Below are 14,404 nucleotides of genomic sequence, written 5' to 3'. Positions count from 1 at the left end.
GTTGTTATCTTGAATGCATTTTTGTTTATAAGAGGAGAATTTAAATGGTTTCCACAAATAAGGGATCCTATAGTCGTGTCGCTATGGCCTGCCAAGGAGGAGGTTCTTTAGGAGCCTATCACATTGGCGCACTTAGAGCCATGCAAGAAGCGGGTTACTCACCTGATACAATCGCAGGAATTTCTATTGGCGCTTTTACTGCCGCCCTTATCGCAGGAAATACGCCTCAAACTCGGATTGCTAAACTGGAAAAATTCTGGGATACCATTTCATGGCCCGATATTCCACCAATGTCCAATTTAACAGATGAGATAAAAAAGTTTCATAATACTCTTACCTCTCTTCAAGGATTTCTTTTTGGACAGCCTAATTTTTTCTCCCCTCGTTTTCCTATCCCACAAATGCAACCAAAGGGAACTGCGGCCTCCACCAGTTATTATGATACCAGCAAATTGAAAGAAACTTTACTTCAGTTTGTTGATTTTGATGGCATCAATTCCGGGAAATTAGGTCGCCTTATTTTAGGAGCTACTCGCGTAAAAGATGGTCAGCTTATCTTTTTTGATAGCGCAAAAATGAAAATTGGCCCTGAACATGTTATGGCGAGTGGTTCAATGCCTCCAGGCTTCCCTGGCATGGTCATAGACGGTGACTTGTATTGGGACGGTGGATGCGCATCCAATACACCTCTCGAGGGTATTTTCGACGCTGATCCTAAAGTTGATACTCTTTGTTTCATGGTTGATTTGTTTGCGGCAAATGGAAAAGAACCTCAAGATATGGATGAGGTCACCATTAAACTAAAAGAATTACAATTTGCAAGCAGAACAGCTCACCATATTGAGCATCTTAGCAAGAGACACAACCTTTCAAGATACCTACAACATCTTATGGATGCATTGCCTGCAGATCTGCAAAAAGATCCTATCATGAAAGAAATCCAAGATTTTTCAAATGATACCAAGTTTGATATTGTACATATTGCTTATGATAAACCTAAATATGAAGTCTCAAGCAGTGATTGTGAATTCTCTAAAATGTCTATCAAAGACAGAGCGACTTATGGATATCAACATATGAAAGCGGCTATTGAACATAGTCCTTGGCTCAAAGAAAGAGAAGCTCATATTGGTTCAACAATTCATAAATTTGTTGGCACAAAACATTTAAGTTCTTCTTAAGCTGACTCATAGAAGCCCTCAATGAGGGCTTCTCCTTTATCTGAAGAAATCGACTCTTTTACATGCCTTGCTATGGGTGCAAACGACACACGATGATGGGGTGTAATCCCATACTTTTCTATAGCACGTTGATGTTCTGCTGTCCCATAGCCAGCATTCCTCTCCCAACCATAAGTGGGATATTCTTCTGCTAACTTAGACATTTTTTCATCTCTTATAACTTTTGCCACTATAGAAGCTGCTGCAATTGAGAAACTTAATGTATCTCCTTTTATGAGAGTTTGGATATGACACTCTAAAGATGGTTTTGCATTTCCATCCACCAACGCAACTTCAGGTTTTATGGCCAAACCATCAATAGCTCTTTGCATTGCTAACATTGCTGCACGTCTAATATTTAAGGCATCAATCTCTTGGACACTTGCTTCTGCCCAGGCAATAAAACAACTCTCTCCTCTTAATTTTAATAATGCTTCACAAATTGTCTTTCTTTTTTTGGAAGAAAGTTTCTTTGAATCTTCAATAATTTCAAGCAGGTCTAGAGGAAAATTGAGTTGATCAAGGATAACGGCCGCCGCGACGACAGGGCCTGCCCACGGACCGCACCCTACCTCATCAATCCCGACAACAATACCAGAATATTGTTTTTCATAAAAAAAACTAGGCAATTCTATTCCTTTTAATAGATTGTTTTTATTCTCTTAGCTCTTTGTATTCTTCTTCCTCATTATCATCGAAACTTTCGTCAATCTCAGGCTCAAAGATTTTTCGAACAAAACCTGGTGTAAAGATAGATACAGGGTTTACAGTAATTTCAGGTTTTTCACTATCACCGGAAATAGTATACGCGACTGAAAATAAACCTTCGTGCTTACCTCCACTAACTAATTCCCCTATAAGCGGAACCTTTGATAAAATCGTATTTAGATAATAGGCAGGAATTACTGATCCATAAAGTTGCAATTTCTTTTTTTGTAAATCAACTGTACCGGCAAAAGTTAATCCTATCGATGTTCCATTGGCACGCCCTTTTGTAAAAACAACTTTACTTGTCGTTGCATTAAACTTACTGCGAAAATGGTGAAAAGGTAATCCTTTCTCAGAAAATAGATCAACCACTCCTGTTGGAAAGGCGAGCGTTAATAGCTTGCCCATAATAGGGGCCTTCTTTAATGAAAAATCTGTTAACATAACCTTTCCTTGCCATGGATCTTGGGGCATACGATCATCATGCGTTGCAAGAATGGAAAGATTTCCACCATAGATATTCTCATATATTCCCACTGCTTTTAGGAATTTTCCGCCATAGGCTGTTTTAAGTTTAATTTTTCTTGTATGAGGATCATTAGAAGATAAATGAACCTCAACTGTCGTGTCGGGATTTTTCTTCGAAAGTTCCGCTTTAAAATCAAGATCACTTAAAACACCTTTGCTGAAATTCAAAGAAAGGTCGCTATTGTAGATTGCTCTGTCACTCCCAAAAAAAACATCATCCACTTTAGCTTTTAGGTTAAAATCTGAACTTAATGTTTTTTCAGAAGAATTTAGAGAAGTCTGCCATAAGGGCTCTAAATTCAATGACTTTCCTAAAAGATTAATTGCATAAGCTTGATTATCCAAACGTAATATATTGAAATGTATATTTGTGAGTCCTACTTTAAACTGTGGGAAGGTTAATTCTTTTAATCCTAAATTATCAAAACTCCCTTCACCTTCTATATGGATGCCGTCTACCACTTTTGCCTTAAAAAACAATTTTTGGGGCGAAAAGTTATGCATCTCCAAAGAAATCTCCCCTCCTCCTCGCACTTTTCCAGGTTTTAACCATCCTAAAATACGTGCATGAAGATTTGTAAGATCAACTTTTGCATGAAGATTGCCTTGAGAATTTTTTTTCTCCACATAGTGAAGTTCTAAAGGTGCCTTCCCTACAACTTCTCTAATAAAATTAATTTTTTGGTGATTGAATAATTTTTCATCAATGACACCAGTGAGATCAAATTTAGTATCAAAATCAGAAGCAAGATTAAAATTCTTCTGCCATGTAATATTAAAAGGAATGCCAAAAATATATCCTTGCCCATCAAAAATCATATTTTCTTTATTAATCTTTAAATCAAATTTTCCATTATATAGTTCACAAGGAAATGCCTCTATAATATTCGATAACCTTGTATCAAACAGTTTTGAATCGACGTCTACTTCGATCTCTTTTAAAGTAATTGTTGTAAGTAGAGGAAACTTTAAATGAAGTGATGTCTGAGCTTCTCCCAAGACTTGAGATGGCTTTAAGGAGAGCTTTTTCGCATATTCTAAAGGCTTATGATCAACCAAAGAAAGATGTTGAGACAGAGAACCATGTATCATGAGTTGTATATCAATCTTTTGAGTTTCTTTGTCTAATTCACTGATATCAATATCGCCGTTTTTCAGGTTGAGTTGATGTATTTTCCCAGAATCTAATTTTATGAAGAAATTTTTAAAAGAATAGCGAGCTTCACCATTAACATTTGTTACTTTTGGCATACCTTCAAGGTAAGAAACTGTTGCCTCTTGAATTTTAATTATTCCTCCAAGATTTTTGGGTAAAAAGGCAATTTTCCCCTCTTGTAAAGTAATAATTGAATCTAATTCTAAAGTGGCTTTTGGAGCTTTCCCTTGAGGGATATTCTTTATGACCCATTGCCGAGGTGTTTTTGCTAAATTTATAGGCCACAATTTATCTAAATCACTTAAAAGAACATTTTCTACTTCTACCTTACTCTTTAAAGTAATTCCTTGCGTAGACTTGTCCCAAGTTCCTTCAGTCGTCGCTCTAATATGCGTGCCTCCTGTTTGCAGTTCCACTTTTTTCACGTGAAGATGATTATTTGTATAAAATGCTTCTACGCCTCCCTTGAGTACCTCTATAGGCTGTATAAAAAATGAAGGGAGATCTATTTTTCCTTTACTCAATTCTAACATGAAAGAAGCCTCTTTAAGGCCTTCTTTTTCTGAATAGAGAAATTTACTTACCATAGAAAAAGGCACTTCTAGACCTTGCAAAAATAAAATTTGATCTTGCTCTTTAGAGGTTTTTTTATGTGATTCTTTTGGTTGAATTGAAGGTAAAATCTTTTGAGAATTGTTCTGAATATTAATATCAGCCAATATTTCTCCTGTCCTATGATCACTGATGCCGCTTAACTGAAAAGAGCTTTTTTGTATGTTACCTGTAATGTTAAATTTTTGCTTCTTATCTTTACGCTTTAAGGTAAGCGTTAAATTAGGGATATGGAAGAGTACCTGCCGCTGAAGATTTTCAATTTTTATATCTGCTTGATCTATTTTTACATGTTTTAATTTCTTTAATTTTTTATTTTCTTTTAAAAAATTATCGACAAGATTCAAAAAAAATTGATCAACCTCCTCAGATAAAATTTGAGGGGAAGGCGTTATATTTTCATAAATGAAATGAAGGGCAGGCTTAACAATTTTGAGAGTTCTTATGCTAAAATTTCCCATTAATAAACTAGGAATAGAAAAACTAATTTGTAATTCGGGAAAAGAGATTTTAAGACGTTTTTCTTCTATCCCTTTTACTTTTACATTTTCTGCTCGGATAGCGATGGGGTGTCTAATACTTTCCCACGTAACCATAGCGTAGTCAAATGACAGTTTATAATCTGGCACAATAGCTTCAAAGCTCTTGATAATATTTGGATGGAGGTCTTTCAAAATTAAAGGGGTATGGTGAAGACGCGCTAAAAATACTGCTCCTACAACAAAGCCTATACCTAAAATGCCCGTAATAGCCCCAAAAAAGTATAAAAGTATTTTTTTAATAATATTTTTTTCCATTTCAAATGATTATTCTTTTATTATTATGAGAACAAAAGCTACAAGGAGGATACGAATGCTTTTATCGCTTGACCAACCTGCCCCTAGTTTTACCACAGCAACAGACTTAAATCCAACACTTACTCTGGATGCATTCAAAGGGCGCCATCTTATTTTATATTTTTATCCCCGAGATGACACACCTGGATGTACGCTTGAATCGTGTGGATTTCGCGATGCTTATTCAGAAATTCAACAACATCAAGGCGCAGTCCTTGGCGTCTCAAAAGATAGTATCATCTCTCACAAAAAATTTCGTGAAAAATATAATCTGCCTTTTGAGCTCGCCGCGGATTCTGAAGAAAATTTGTGTAGACTTTATGATGTTCTTCAAGAAAAAAGTATGTACGGGAAAAAATACATTGGAATAGAGCGATCTACTTTTTTAATTGATCAGCATGGAATTCTTCGAAAAATATGGAGAAATGTTAAAGTTCCCGGCCATATCCCCGAAGTTCTTCAGGCCCTTAAAAATCTTGGATGAGATATAAAAAAATCGTTAATAAATAATAGATTTAAATTTTATTTAAGATGAATAAAAATCGCGTAATTCCTTGTTCTCCCCCATTGCATGCACAAGCAAGGTAGCATATATTAAATAAAATTTTATTAAACCTGGAGATATTCATGTTTTGGCAGAACAATAATGAAGGCATAGATCGTAGTAACCCGTGGGACGATCAAAATGACCCGTGGCAAGGTCGCAAGCAAGGTACTGCCATTAATTTAGAAGATTCTTTTCAAAAAGCTTGGCTCAATTTTAAAAAATCTATTTTCGGCAATGGAGGAGATAAACCCAAAATTATCATGGGCTTATTTTCATTATTTATTCTTCTATGGCTAGTAACAGGATTTTATCGAGTTTCAGAAGGTGAGCTAGGCGTTGAAATTCGCTTTGGGGAAATGACAATCATTACTCCCCCTGGACTTCGTTATCATTTACCTTCTCCAATTGAAACTGTGATTGTTACTAAAGTTTCTGAAATCAACCAAGTTGATAGTGGCATTCGTGTTAAATCTGACACCGCGATGCTAGGAGAAGACAGTGACAATCAAATGCTGACAGGGGATGAGAATATTCTGACCCTCAATTTCTCAGTTCTCTGGTTTATTAAAGATGTAAAAAAATACCTCTTTAATGATCCTACTCCTAATAAAACGGTTAAACTAGCCGCAGAAAGTGCTGTTCGTGAAGTTATTGCCCAAACAACAATTGTCGAGGCTTTAACGAAAGGAAAAGATAAAATTGTCGTGGATGCCCAAAAACTTCTTCAAAAAATGCTGGATGATTACGGCATAGGAATTGAAGTTCAGCAAGTTCGCCTTTTACGTGTAAATCCGCCCGAAAAAGTGATTGATGCTTTCCGGGATGTTCAAAGAGCACGAGCAGACCGCGAAAGTAAGATCAATGAAGCACGTGCCTATCAAAATTCGATTATTCCAGAAGCTAGAGGGCAAGCCCAACAAATTGAGCAAGGAGCAGAAGCTTTTCGTCAATCGGTCGTCGCTGATGCCCAAGGTCAAGCTCAGCGCTTTCTTGCCTTGCTTCAAGAATACAAAAAAGCCCCAGAAGTAACTCGAGAGAGACTTTATATTGACCTTATGAGCCAACTCATGAAAAATGTTAATAAAGTTATTATTGATACACCAGGAAACGCACAAGGAGTGCTGCCTTATTTGCCTCTCCCTGAAATCAAAAATAAACCTTCTACTTCAGCAGGAGACTCACAATAATGAAAATACCTTTCTTTACTTCTTTTATCTTAGGTGTAATTTTAATTTTTCTTGCTGTGAGTAATTCTCTTTTTACTCTTCATCAAACAAAGAAGGCGCTTGTTTTGCAATTTGGTGAACTTGTAAAAGTTCACGATACGCCAGGTTTAAAAGTTAAAATACCAGTTATTCAGGATGTTATCTTTTTTGATAGACGCTTGCTTGATTATAATCTTCCTGTCATCGAAGTAAATGCGGGTGACCAAAAGAGAATGGTTGTAGATCTGTATGTTCGTTATATTATTAATGATGTCTTGGTATTCTATAAAACAGTTGGCACATTAGAAGGTGTTCAAAATCGTCTTGGGAAGATTGTACCTGATATTATGCAAGAAGTCATTGGACGAGTTCCCCTTTCTGAGATGTTATCTTCAAACCGCGCAAAAATCATGGAAGAGATTTTCCGTAAAGTTCGTGATTCTTCTAAAAATTTTGGTATTGATGTCCGAGACGTCAGAATTATTAGAGCCGACTTACCTAAAGAAAATAGTGAAGCTATTTTCAATCGAATGGAAAGTGAACGGCGTCAAGAAGCAAAACAATTTAGAGCCGAAGGTGACGAACAAGCCCAAGGAATACGAGCAAAAGCAGATCGTGAACGTACTCTTATTCTTGCTCAAGCTCGAAAAAAATCTGAAATTTTACGCGGCGAAGGTGAGGCAGAAGCTGCCCGTATTTACGCAAATGCTTTTTCTCAAGACACCGATTTTTTCAAGTTTTATAGATCGATGGATGCTTATCAAAAAGTAATGACGCCTGAAGACACGACACTTGTTATATCCCCCTCAAGTGAGTTTTTTCGGTATTTTCACAAAAATAAGTTAGGTAGGAATTAAGGAGAAGAAAATGATGTTTAATGATCACAAAACAACACTTAAAAATTCCATTGTGGCTGCAGCTATCTTAGCCATATTTGGAAATACCCCGCATGCCCATTCAGTCCCTTTAAGCCCTTATAAAGAAGTTCCTAACAATTTTGCCAATATTGTCGAACCACTCCTCCCTGCCGTTGTGAATATTTCAACAACGACGGAAGTAAGTGCAAATCGTCGTTACCAAGAAATGCCTAATTTTCCTCCAGGAACACCTCTTGATGAATTTTTTCGTTACTTTTTTGAAGAAGGACAACCTACAAGGCCTCGCAAAACGACCTCTTTAGGATCTGGTTTCATTGTATCCCAGGACGGAAAAGAAGCTTTTATTGTCACTTGTAATCATGTGATTGCTGATGCAGATGAAATCACAGTTATTTTACACAATGACGCTGAATTAAAAGCAACTGTTGTAGGACAAGATCGGCGCACTGACTTAGCCCTTTTAAAAGTTACAACCGATCAAAAACTCTCAACTGTCGAATGGGGAGACTCTAGTACAGCAAAAGTTGGCGAATGGGTCATTGCTGTTGGTAATCCTTTTGGCCTTAGCAGTACTGTGACAATTGGAATTATTTCAACAATTGCCCGCAACATCTCTGCCCGCGCTAAAGGTGCCCCTGCTGTTGATTATATCGATGGCTATATTCAAACAGATGCTTCGCTTAATATGGGAAATTCTGGCGGCCCTATGTTTAACATCAGTGGAAAAGTTATTGCTATTAGTACAGCAATATTCTCACCAAATGGCGGAAACATTGGAATTGGATTTGGAATTCCAGCCTCTCTTGCTAAAACCACGATTGAACAGATCAAGAAATTCGGCCATCCAAAACGCGGATGGTTAGGCGTAACAATCCAAATTGTCACCCCAGAAATAGCTGATTCGCTTAATCTAAAGACAACAACAGGCGCTTTAGTCGGCGCTATCGCTCCGAATAGTCCTGCAACAAAAGCAGGCGTTAAACGTGGTGATGTTATTCTTTCATTTGATGGCAAACCTGTAAAAGAATCTCGTTTGTTACCCCGAATGGTAGGAGAAGCCACAATTGGAGGAAAAGTTCCTCTCACTTTATGGCGTGATGGTAAAGAGATTAAGCTTGAAACTGTGGTCGGTGAGTTTGAAGAAGCTCAACAAGAAGGCCTTATTGGTGATTCCACAGAAGATAATGCCGCTTCTCTTAATAATAAAGGACCTAAAGTGCTTGGGATGCTAATCAAAGAAGTGAAGCCTGCAGAATTCGAACGATATGGGATATCTGAAAAAGGTGTTATCATCGTTGGACTAGATCCTGAAAGTGAAGCTGCAGAAAAAGGACTTCGCCCCGGAGACCTCATCTCAGAAGTAACAATTGCAGGAAAACGTGAACGCATTATGACTTCTGAACAACTCTCAAAACTTATTGATGATGCTCAAAAACAAGGTAAAAAACAACTCCTTCTCCTTATTAACCGAGGAGGCGTCCAAAGATTTATTACTTTGGCTCTCAATAATAAAGATAAAAAAGAAGCTCCAAAAACTGAATAGCGCATAAAAAAGGCTGGGGAAACCCAGCCTTTCAAAAAATATAATACTGAAAATTCTTATCCAGCTCGAGAAATTAAACCAACCGATTTATTTAAATAATCATCGACAGAACTAACCAGTCCCTCTAAGTGCTCAGAGAAAAAGTGATCTGCGCCTTGAATAATATTCTCTTCGACAACAATATTTTTTTGTTGAGATAGTTTTCTTACCAACTCTTGAACAGATTCCCGAGGAACTATTGTATCTTGATCTCCATGAATAATAAGCCCCGAAACAGGGCACGGAGCTAAAAAGCTAAAGTCATACATATTTGCAGGAGGGCTTACAGAAATAAAGCCATCTAATTCAGGGCGTCTCATCAGAAGTTGCATACTAATCCATGCGCCAAATGAAAAACCAGCAACCCAACATTCTTTCGCATTTGGGTTGTATGTCTGCATCCAGTCTAAAACAGAAGCTGCATCGCTTAATTCACCTTCACCATGGCTAAAACGTCCTTCTGATTTTCCCACACCACGAAAATTAAATCGAAGTGTGTTAAATCCGCGATTCACAAAGGACCGAAACAAAGCATAAGTAACTTTATTATTCATAGTCCCCCCATGCTCAGGATGAGGATGAAGAATTAAGGCCATTGGCGCGTAAGGATTAGTCCCATGATGGTAACGGGCTTCGATTCGCCCTTCTGCTCCATTAATAATGACTTCAGGCATTTTTGACCTCTCTCTTAAATTATGGCCTTTGAGTACACCAACTCAACTTTAAAAGTCAAGGATTGTTTTGTAAGTATTTGAAAAAAAAGAAATAATTATTTATAAGATAAAGCCTTTGAATGTGATGAAGATTCGGAAATAATTTATGGCAGTTTTATGGCGAGAAGATGAAGACGGTTTAGAAAGGGAATTTTGAGATTCCCCTTCTTTTGCGTGAATATTATTCCTCTTCAAACGGTTTAGTGAGGCCGAGAGGTGTTGGAGTTGAGGTTTGTACTTCGTCAGCATTAAGCTTCACAAAATGTGTTTGCGAAGATGAAGCAATATTTGAGGGATCGATTACCAGATCATCCAGCTGTTGATCGACAAGGCTTGAATATGATGCAGAACTTCCGAAACTAAAGCTTCCAGTGAATAAATCGACCATCATTTTATCGATACTATCTGTAAAATTGGGGATATTTTTTATATTTTTTAACTCGTCAAGAATATCGAGTTTGTTGTCATATGATGAAGACATAACTTCAGGACGCATGAGCAGGGCATATAAACCGTCATGAGATAGAACATCTACTGGAATTTGACTGAGGGCTCTAATGATGTTTGGATGATAATGGCTTGATATTTCCTGAGAAAAAGCGGTGAAAATTGGAAAGAATGAGGGGGTCTTTAATACATCTTCTGGTACTTCTTTGAATAAACGGGAAAACATTCGAAGAGAATACCAATCTATATTTTTAGGGGAGATAGTCAAAATAAAAGTGGGGTTTTCTGCTAGCTTTTTCGGCAATTCTGAAAGTATACCAATGTCTTCTTGAATTTGATTGGCATCTTTTCCTTTTAAAAAAGAGAGAAATGAAAGATTTTCTAATAAGTATACTGGCACTCTACTAAGCTTTTCAGCCATCATTGCTTTTTTTGCACAATCTTCTAATCCTTCAGTAAGAGAGAAAAAAGTTGGAATAAATAAGAGGTGTTCTAATATTTCTTTTGATATTTTTCCTCTTCCTAAAAGTCTAAAGATCATGAAATAACGATCGTAGGGACGCATTCCTTGAGTAAGTGATGTGATAACTGTTTTGAATAGTTTCCAATCGTCATCTGATAGAATTTGTAGTTTTTGTAAAACTTGTTCGACTTGCACATTTTTCACATCGTATCCCACGAAATTTTTCACCTCTTCAGGATCAATAGCAGAAAGCGGAGAAGACATCATTAAAAGTACCGATGTGCTCACTGTCATTAAGTTTTTAAGTTTGCTTCTCTTTTTCATAACAATGCCTTTTTATTAAATAAACCAATTAAGAATCTCTTCTTAAAAGAAATATAGGGACCTTATTTGTAATTACAATGACTCTATGAAAAAATTCCTAAATATCAAAAATATAGATGTATTATGAGTTCGTGAAGAGATTATAATTTAAGTAAGAAAATAAAGGAATTTTTTAAATTTTGTCTTTTTATCACTTCTCTTAACTATGGCATACTGGGTTTTCATTGAGCCCCCTCTTCCTGTCCGATTGATAAATAAATTTATTATCTTGAAACAAACTTGACTATTTTAGTCAGAATAAATAGATTAGGGGTATCAATCATGAGAAGATACGATGAAATTAGGTACTAAAGGACGTTATGCAGTTATTGCAATGACAGATCTTGCAAGTCAACCGCAAGAAAAGCCAACGACACTCGTTGAGATTGCTCAACGTCAAGCCCTTCCTTTATCTTATCTTGAACAACTCTTTATTAAATTGCGACAAAAGGGACTTGTTGAAAGTGTTCGTGGAAATAATGGCGGATATTTTCTCGCTCTGGCTGCCGAAGGCATTTATATTCGTGATATTATTTTAGCAACGGAAGAAAAGATTAAATCAACTCAATGCGATATTTCTTCAGAGAAGAGCTGTCAGGGTCAGACAGAACGTTGTTTGACTCATAATCTGTGGGCAGGTCTTGAAAAGCATATTTTAGATTACTTAGGCTCCATTACATTAGCAGATGTATGCAAACGCCGCCTTCTCCCGAATGGGTGCAAAGTAAAAGAGGCCGTGTTATGAAAAAAGCTCTCATTTACCTTGATTATAATGCTGCCATGCCTCTGCGTCCTTCTGCCCTAAAAGAAATGCTCGAAGTTCTCTCCTTAACAGGAAATCCTTCCTCTATTCACCGGTTCGGTCATACCCTTGCTATGCGCATAGAAAATGCTCGCCACAAAATCGCGACATGCCTTAATTCTCTACCTGCTGAGATCATCTTTACGAGCGGTGGCACTGAGGCCAATAATCTTGTTCTTCAAAGCCATTATAAAAATGGCTATGATATTTTGGTCAGTGCAGTTGAACATGACTCTGTTCTTAAAAGTATTGAAAATCTAGAAATAATCCCCGTCAACAGCCAAGGAATTATATGTCTTGAGAACCTTGAAACTCTCTTAAGCAACAAGACACAACCAACTCTTATTTCTGTGATGTTGGCAAATAATGAAACGGGGGTTATTCAACCTTTAAACGAGATTATAGCTATCGCAAAGCGCCATAAGGCACTTGTTCATACAGATGCGGCGCAAGCTGTCGGTCGTGTTCCCTGCAATTTTAAAGATCTAGACGTCGATTTTATGACGCTCTCGTCCCTTAAAGTCGGGGGACCTGCCGGTGTGGGCGCTCTTATCGCAAAAGAAAAATTACCTCTAACGCCCTTGTTAATGGGAGGCGGTCAAGAAAGAGGAAAACGAGCCGGAACCCCAAATACAGCTGGAATCTGTGGCTTTGCAACGGCGATTATTGAAGCCTCTCAAGAAGACTGGCATCCCTGCCAAGTCTTAAGAGATCAACTAGAGCTTTCATTGCAACATTTAACGCCTGAAGCCTATATCTTTGGACAGAAAACCTCTCGTCTTCCAAATACAATGTGCATCTCTTTACCCAATAATCGCAGCGATAAGTATGTGATGATGTATGATCTTGAAGGCATCGCCATTAGTGCAGGCTCTGCTTGCTCGTCGGGGAAAATTAAAGCTTCTCATGTCTTAAAAGCAATGAAGGCCTCAGAAGATTATCTTAATTCTGCCATTCGCGTGAGCCTTGGTATTCAAACAACAAAAGAAGAAATTGAAGCGTTTTGTAAAATCTGGCAAGACATGGCCATGAAATTTCAAAGCTCTCCTTTAACAAAAAACCAGAATTTGCATAATTCAATGATAGTGAGGAAAGAAACTTATGTCAGTGCAGACCTTTAATACATCTCATCCAGATATGATCTATCTTGATTATCAAGCAACCACGCCTTGTGATCCTCGGGTTGTTGAGAAGATGCTTCCTTATTTTACAGAATATTTTGGAAATCCTCACTCTCGCAATCACCAATTTGGATGGGATGCCGAAGCTGCTGTTGAAATCGCTCGCCATCAAGTCGCCGAGATTCTTGGAGCAAACCCTAAAGAAATCATTTTCACTTCAGGCGCAACAGAATCTAATAATTTGGCCCTTAAAGGGGTAGCTTATTTCAATCAAGCGGAAAAAAATCATATTATTACCACTGTCACAGAGCACAAATGCGTCCTAGATACGTGTCGCCATCTTGAGCAACAAGGCTTCGACGTCACGTATCTGCCTGTTAAAGAAAATGGATTGCTTGATCTCAAAAAATTGGAAGAAGCCATCACTGAGAAAACAGCTTTAGTCTCAATCATGGCTGTAAATAATGAGATTGGGGTTATTCAACCTCTTCAGGAAATTGGCGCCATTTGTCGCAAAAAAAATGTTTATTTCCATACGGATGCGGCTCAAGCTGTGGGGAAAATTCCTTTGAATGTCAAAGAGATGAATATCGATCTTTTAAGTCTCTCTAGTCATAAACTTTATGGCCCCAAAGGAGTTGGTGTTCTGTATGTAGGGCGTAAACCACGGGTCCGCCTCACGTCTCAAATGAACGGCGGAGGTCAAGAAAGAGGCATGCGCTCAGGCACCCTTTCTCCTGCTTTATGCGTAGGACTTGGAGAAGCTTGCCGAATTGCACAAGAAGAGATGGGGACTGAAAACACTCATCTAACACAACTCAACCGCTATTTTTTGGAGAAAATAGAACATTCTCTTGACCAAGTTTATTTGAATGGCGACCGCCTTCAGAGGATTCCTGGAAACCTCAATCTTAGCTTTGCTCACGTGGAAGGAGAAGGATTGATGATGGCGATTAAAAACCTTGCCGTGTCATCGGGTTCAGCGTGTACATCAGAATCTCTTGAGCCTTCTTATGTCCTTCGGGCTCTGGGCGTTGATGAAGGGCTTGCGCATACTTCCCTCAGAATAGGATTTGGACGTTTTACAACGCTTCAAGAAGTTGATAAAGCTAGTGAGATTATTATTTCCGCAGTTCGAAAACTTCGTGAAATGAGCCCATTATGGGAGATGGCTCAACGAGGCATTGATCTAAAAACCATTAATTGGGCAGCGCATTAAGGAG

General features: G+C 37.8%; 12 protein-coding genes. 8 read left to right on the top strand and 4 right to left on the bottom strand.

The features are described 5' to 3' along the window. Positions 1-44: 44 nt before the first annotated feature. Entirely contained in the window at positions 45-1,181 is a 1,137-nt protein-coding gene (locus J0H12_02025; protein ID MBN9412690.1) for a patatin-like phospholipase family protein, read from the top strand. Here the strand turns inward: J0H12_02025 and J0H12_02020 are convergent. Together J0H12_02020 and J0H12_02015 are read right to left on the bottom strand one after the other, a co-directional pair. Then, on the bottom strand, positions 1,178-1,849 hold the full coding sequence (locus tag J0H12_02020) for a ribonuclease HII (GenBank protein ID MBN9412689.1): 672 nt from the start codon (positions 1,847-1,849) through the stop codon (positions 1,178-1,180). The genes J0H12_02025 and J0H12_02020 overlap by 4 nt on opposite strands. A 25-nt stretch (positions 1,850-1,874) precedes the next feature. Further along, a complete protein-coding gene (locus tag J0H12_02015) occupies positions 1,875-5,021 on the bottom strand; it encodes an AsmA-like C-terminal domain-containing protein (GenBank protein MBN9412688.1) in 3,147 nt (1,048 codons plus the stop codon). Between the two features lie 55 nt (positions 5,022-5,076). On the opposite strand from J0H12_02015, the gene J0H12_02010 reads away from it, so the two are divergent. The 4 genes from J0H12_02010 (at position 5,077) to J0H12_01995 (ending at position 9,233) form a co-directional block, all read left to right on the top strand. Next, a complete protein-coding gene (locus J0H12_02010; GenBank protein MBN9412687.1) occupies positions 5,077-5,544 on the top strand; it encodes a peroxiredoxin in 468 nt (155 codons plus the stop codon). Between the two features lie 143 nt (positions 5,545-5,687). Continuing rightward, a complete protein-coding gene (hflK, locus tag J0H12_02005; GenBank protein ID MBN9412686.1) occupies positions 5,688-6,794 on the top strand; it encodes an FtsH protease activity modulator HflK in 1,107 nt (368 codons plus the stop codon). Continuing rightward, entirely contained in the window at positions 6,794-7,669 is an 876-nt protein-coding gene (hflC, locus tag J0H12_02000; GenBank protein ID MBN9412685.1) for a protease modulator HflC, read from the top strand. The genes hflK and hflC overlap by 1 nt, the downstream gene beginning before the upstream one ends. Positions 7,670-7,679: 10 nt before the next feature. Continuing rightward, positions 7,680-9,233, top strand: coding sequence for a Do family serine endopeptidase (locus tag J0H12_01995; protein ID MBN9412684.1), 1,554 nt, complete (start codon positions 7,680-7,682; stop codon positions 9,231-9,233). Between the two features lie 56 nt (positions 9,234-9,289). On the opposite strand, the gene J0H12_01990 is transcribed toward J0H12_01995, so the two are convergent. Beyond that, positions 9,290-9,946, bottom strand: a complete 657-nt coding sequence (locus tag J0H12_01990) for an alpha/beta hydrolase (GenBank protein ID MBN9412683.1) — start codon at positions 9,944-9,946, stop codon at positions 9,290-9,292. Positions 9,947-10,166: 220 nt separating this feature from the next. Beyond that, positions 10,167-11,219, bottom strand: coding sequence for a hypothetical protein (locus J0H12_01985; protein ID MBN9412682.1), 1,053 nt, complete (start codon positions 11,217-11,219; stop codon positions 10,167-10,169). A 334-nt stretch (positions 11,220-11,553) separates the two neighbouring features. Here J0H12_01985 and J0H12_01980 point away from each other — a divergent pair, with 334 nt between their 5' ends. Genes J0H12_01980 through J0H12_01970 form a run of 3 tightly spaced genes read left to right on the top strand, consistent with a single transcriptional unit; the run spans position 11,554 to position 14,400 of the window. Then, the gene (locus J0H12_01980) at positions 11,554-12,003 is read left to right on the top strand and encodes an Rrf2 family transcriptional regulator (protein MBN9412681.1); all 450 of its coding nucleotides are present in this window, start codon (positions 11,554-11,556) and stop codon (positions 12,001-12,003) included. Continuing rightward, positions 12,000-13,181, top strand: coding sequence for a cysteine desulfurase (locus J0H12_01975; protein ID MBN9412680.1), 1,182 nt, complete (start codon positions 12,000-12,002; stop codon positions 13,179-13,181). The genes J0H12_01980 and J0H12_01975 overlap by 4 nt, the downstream gene beginning before the upstream one ends. A gap of 16 nt (positions 13,182-13,197) precedes the next feature. Continuing rightward, on the top strand, positions 13,198-14,400 hold the full coding sequence (locus J0H12_01970; protein ID MBN9412679.1) for an IscS subfamily cysteine desulfurase: 1,203 nt from the start codon (positions 13,198-13,200) through the stop codon (positions 14,398-14,400). Positions 14,401-14,404 lie beyond the last annotated feature (4 nt).

Origin of the sequence: Candidatus Paracaedimonas acanthamoebae (assembly GCA_017307065.1) — a bacterium.
GTDB classification, from domain to species: Bacteria; Pseudomonadota; Alphaproteobacteria; order Caedimonadales; family Caedimonadaceae; genus Paracaedimonas; species Paracaedimonas acanthamoebae_A.
Note: the sequence above shows the minus strand (reverse complement) of the source record. Positions and strands in the feature narration are given on the sequence as shown.

What these genes read in the sequence shown, in the direction of transcription:
- J0H12_02010 (MBN9412687.1), top strand. Translation starts at nt 5,077, where the DNA reads ATGCTTTTATCGCTTGACCAACCTGCCCCTAGTTTTACCACAGCAACA.
- J0H12_01970 (MBN9412679.1), top strand. Translation starts at nt 13,198, where the DNA reads ATGATCTATCTTGATTATCAAGCAACCACGCCTTGTGATCCTCGGGTT.
- J0H12_02015 (MBN9412688.1), bottom strand. Translation starts at nt 5,021, where the DNA reads ATGGAAAAAAATATTATTAAAAAAATACTTTTATACTTTTTTGGGGCT.
- J0H12_02025 (MBN9412690.1), top strand. Translation starts at nt 45, where the DNA reads ATGGTTTCCACAAATAAGGGATCCTATAGTCGTGTCGCTATGGCCTGC.
- J0H12_01990 (MBN9412683.1), bottom strand. Translation starts at nt 9,946, where the DNA reads ATGCCTGAAGTCATTATTAATGGAGCAGAAGGGCGAATCGAAGCCCGT.
- J0H12_01980 (MBN9412681.1), top strand. Translation starts at nt 11,554, where the DNA reads ATGAAATTAGGTACTAAAGGACGTTATGCAGTTATTGCAATGACAGAT.
- hflK (MBN9412686.1), top strand. Translation starts at nt 5,688, where the DNA reads ATGTTTTGGCAGAACAATAATGAAGGCATAGATCGTAGTAACCCGTGG.
- hflC (MBN9412685.1), top strand. Translation starts at nt 6,794, where the DNA reads ATGAAAATACCTTTCTTTACTTCTTTTATCTTAGGTGTAATTTTAATT.
- J0H12_01985 (MBN9412682.1), bottom strand. Translation starts at nt 11,219, where the DNA reads ATGAAAAAGAGAAGCAAACTTAAAAACTTAATGACAGTGAGCACATCG.
- J0H12_01995 (MBN9412684.1), top strand. Translation starts at nt 7,680, where the DNA reads ATGATGTTTAATGATCACAAAACAACACTTAAAAATTCCATTGTGGCT.
- J0H12_01975 (MBN9412680.1), top strand. Translation starts at nt 12,000, where the DNA reads ATGAAAAAAGCTCTCATTTACCTTGATTATAATGCTGCCATGCCTCTG.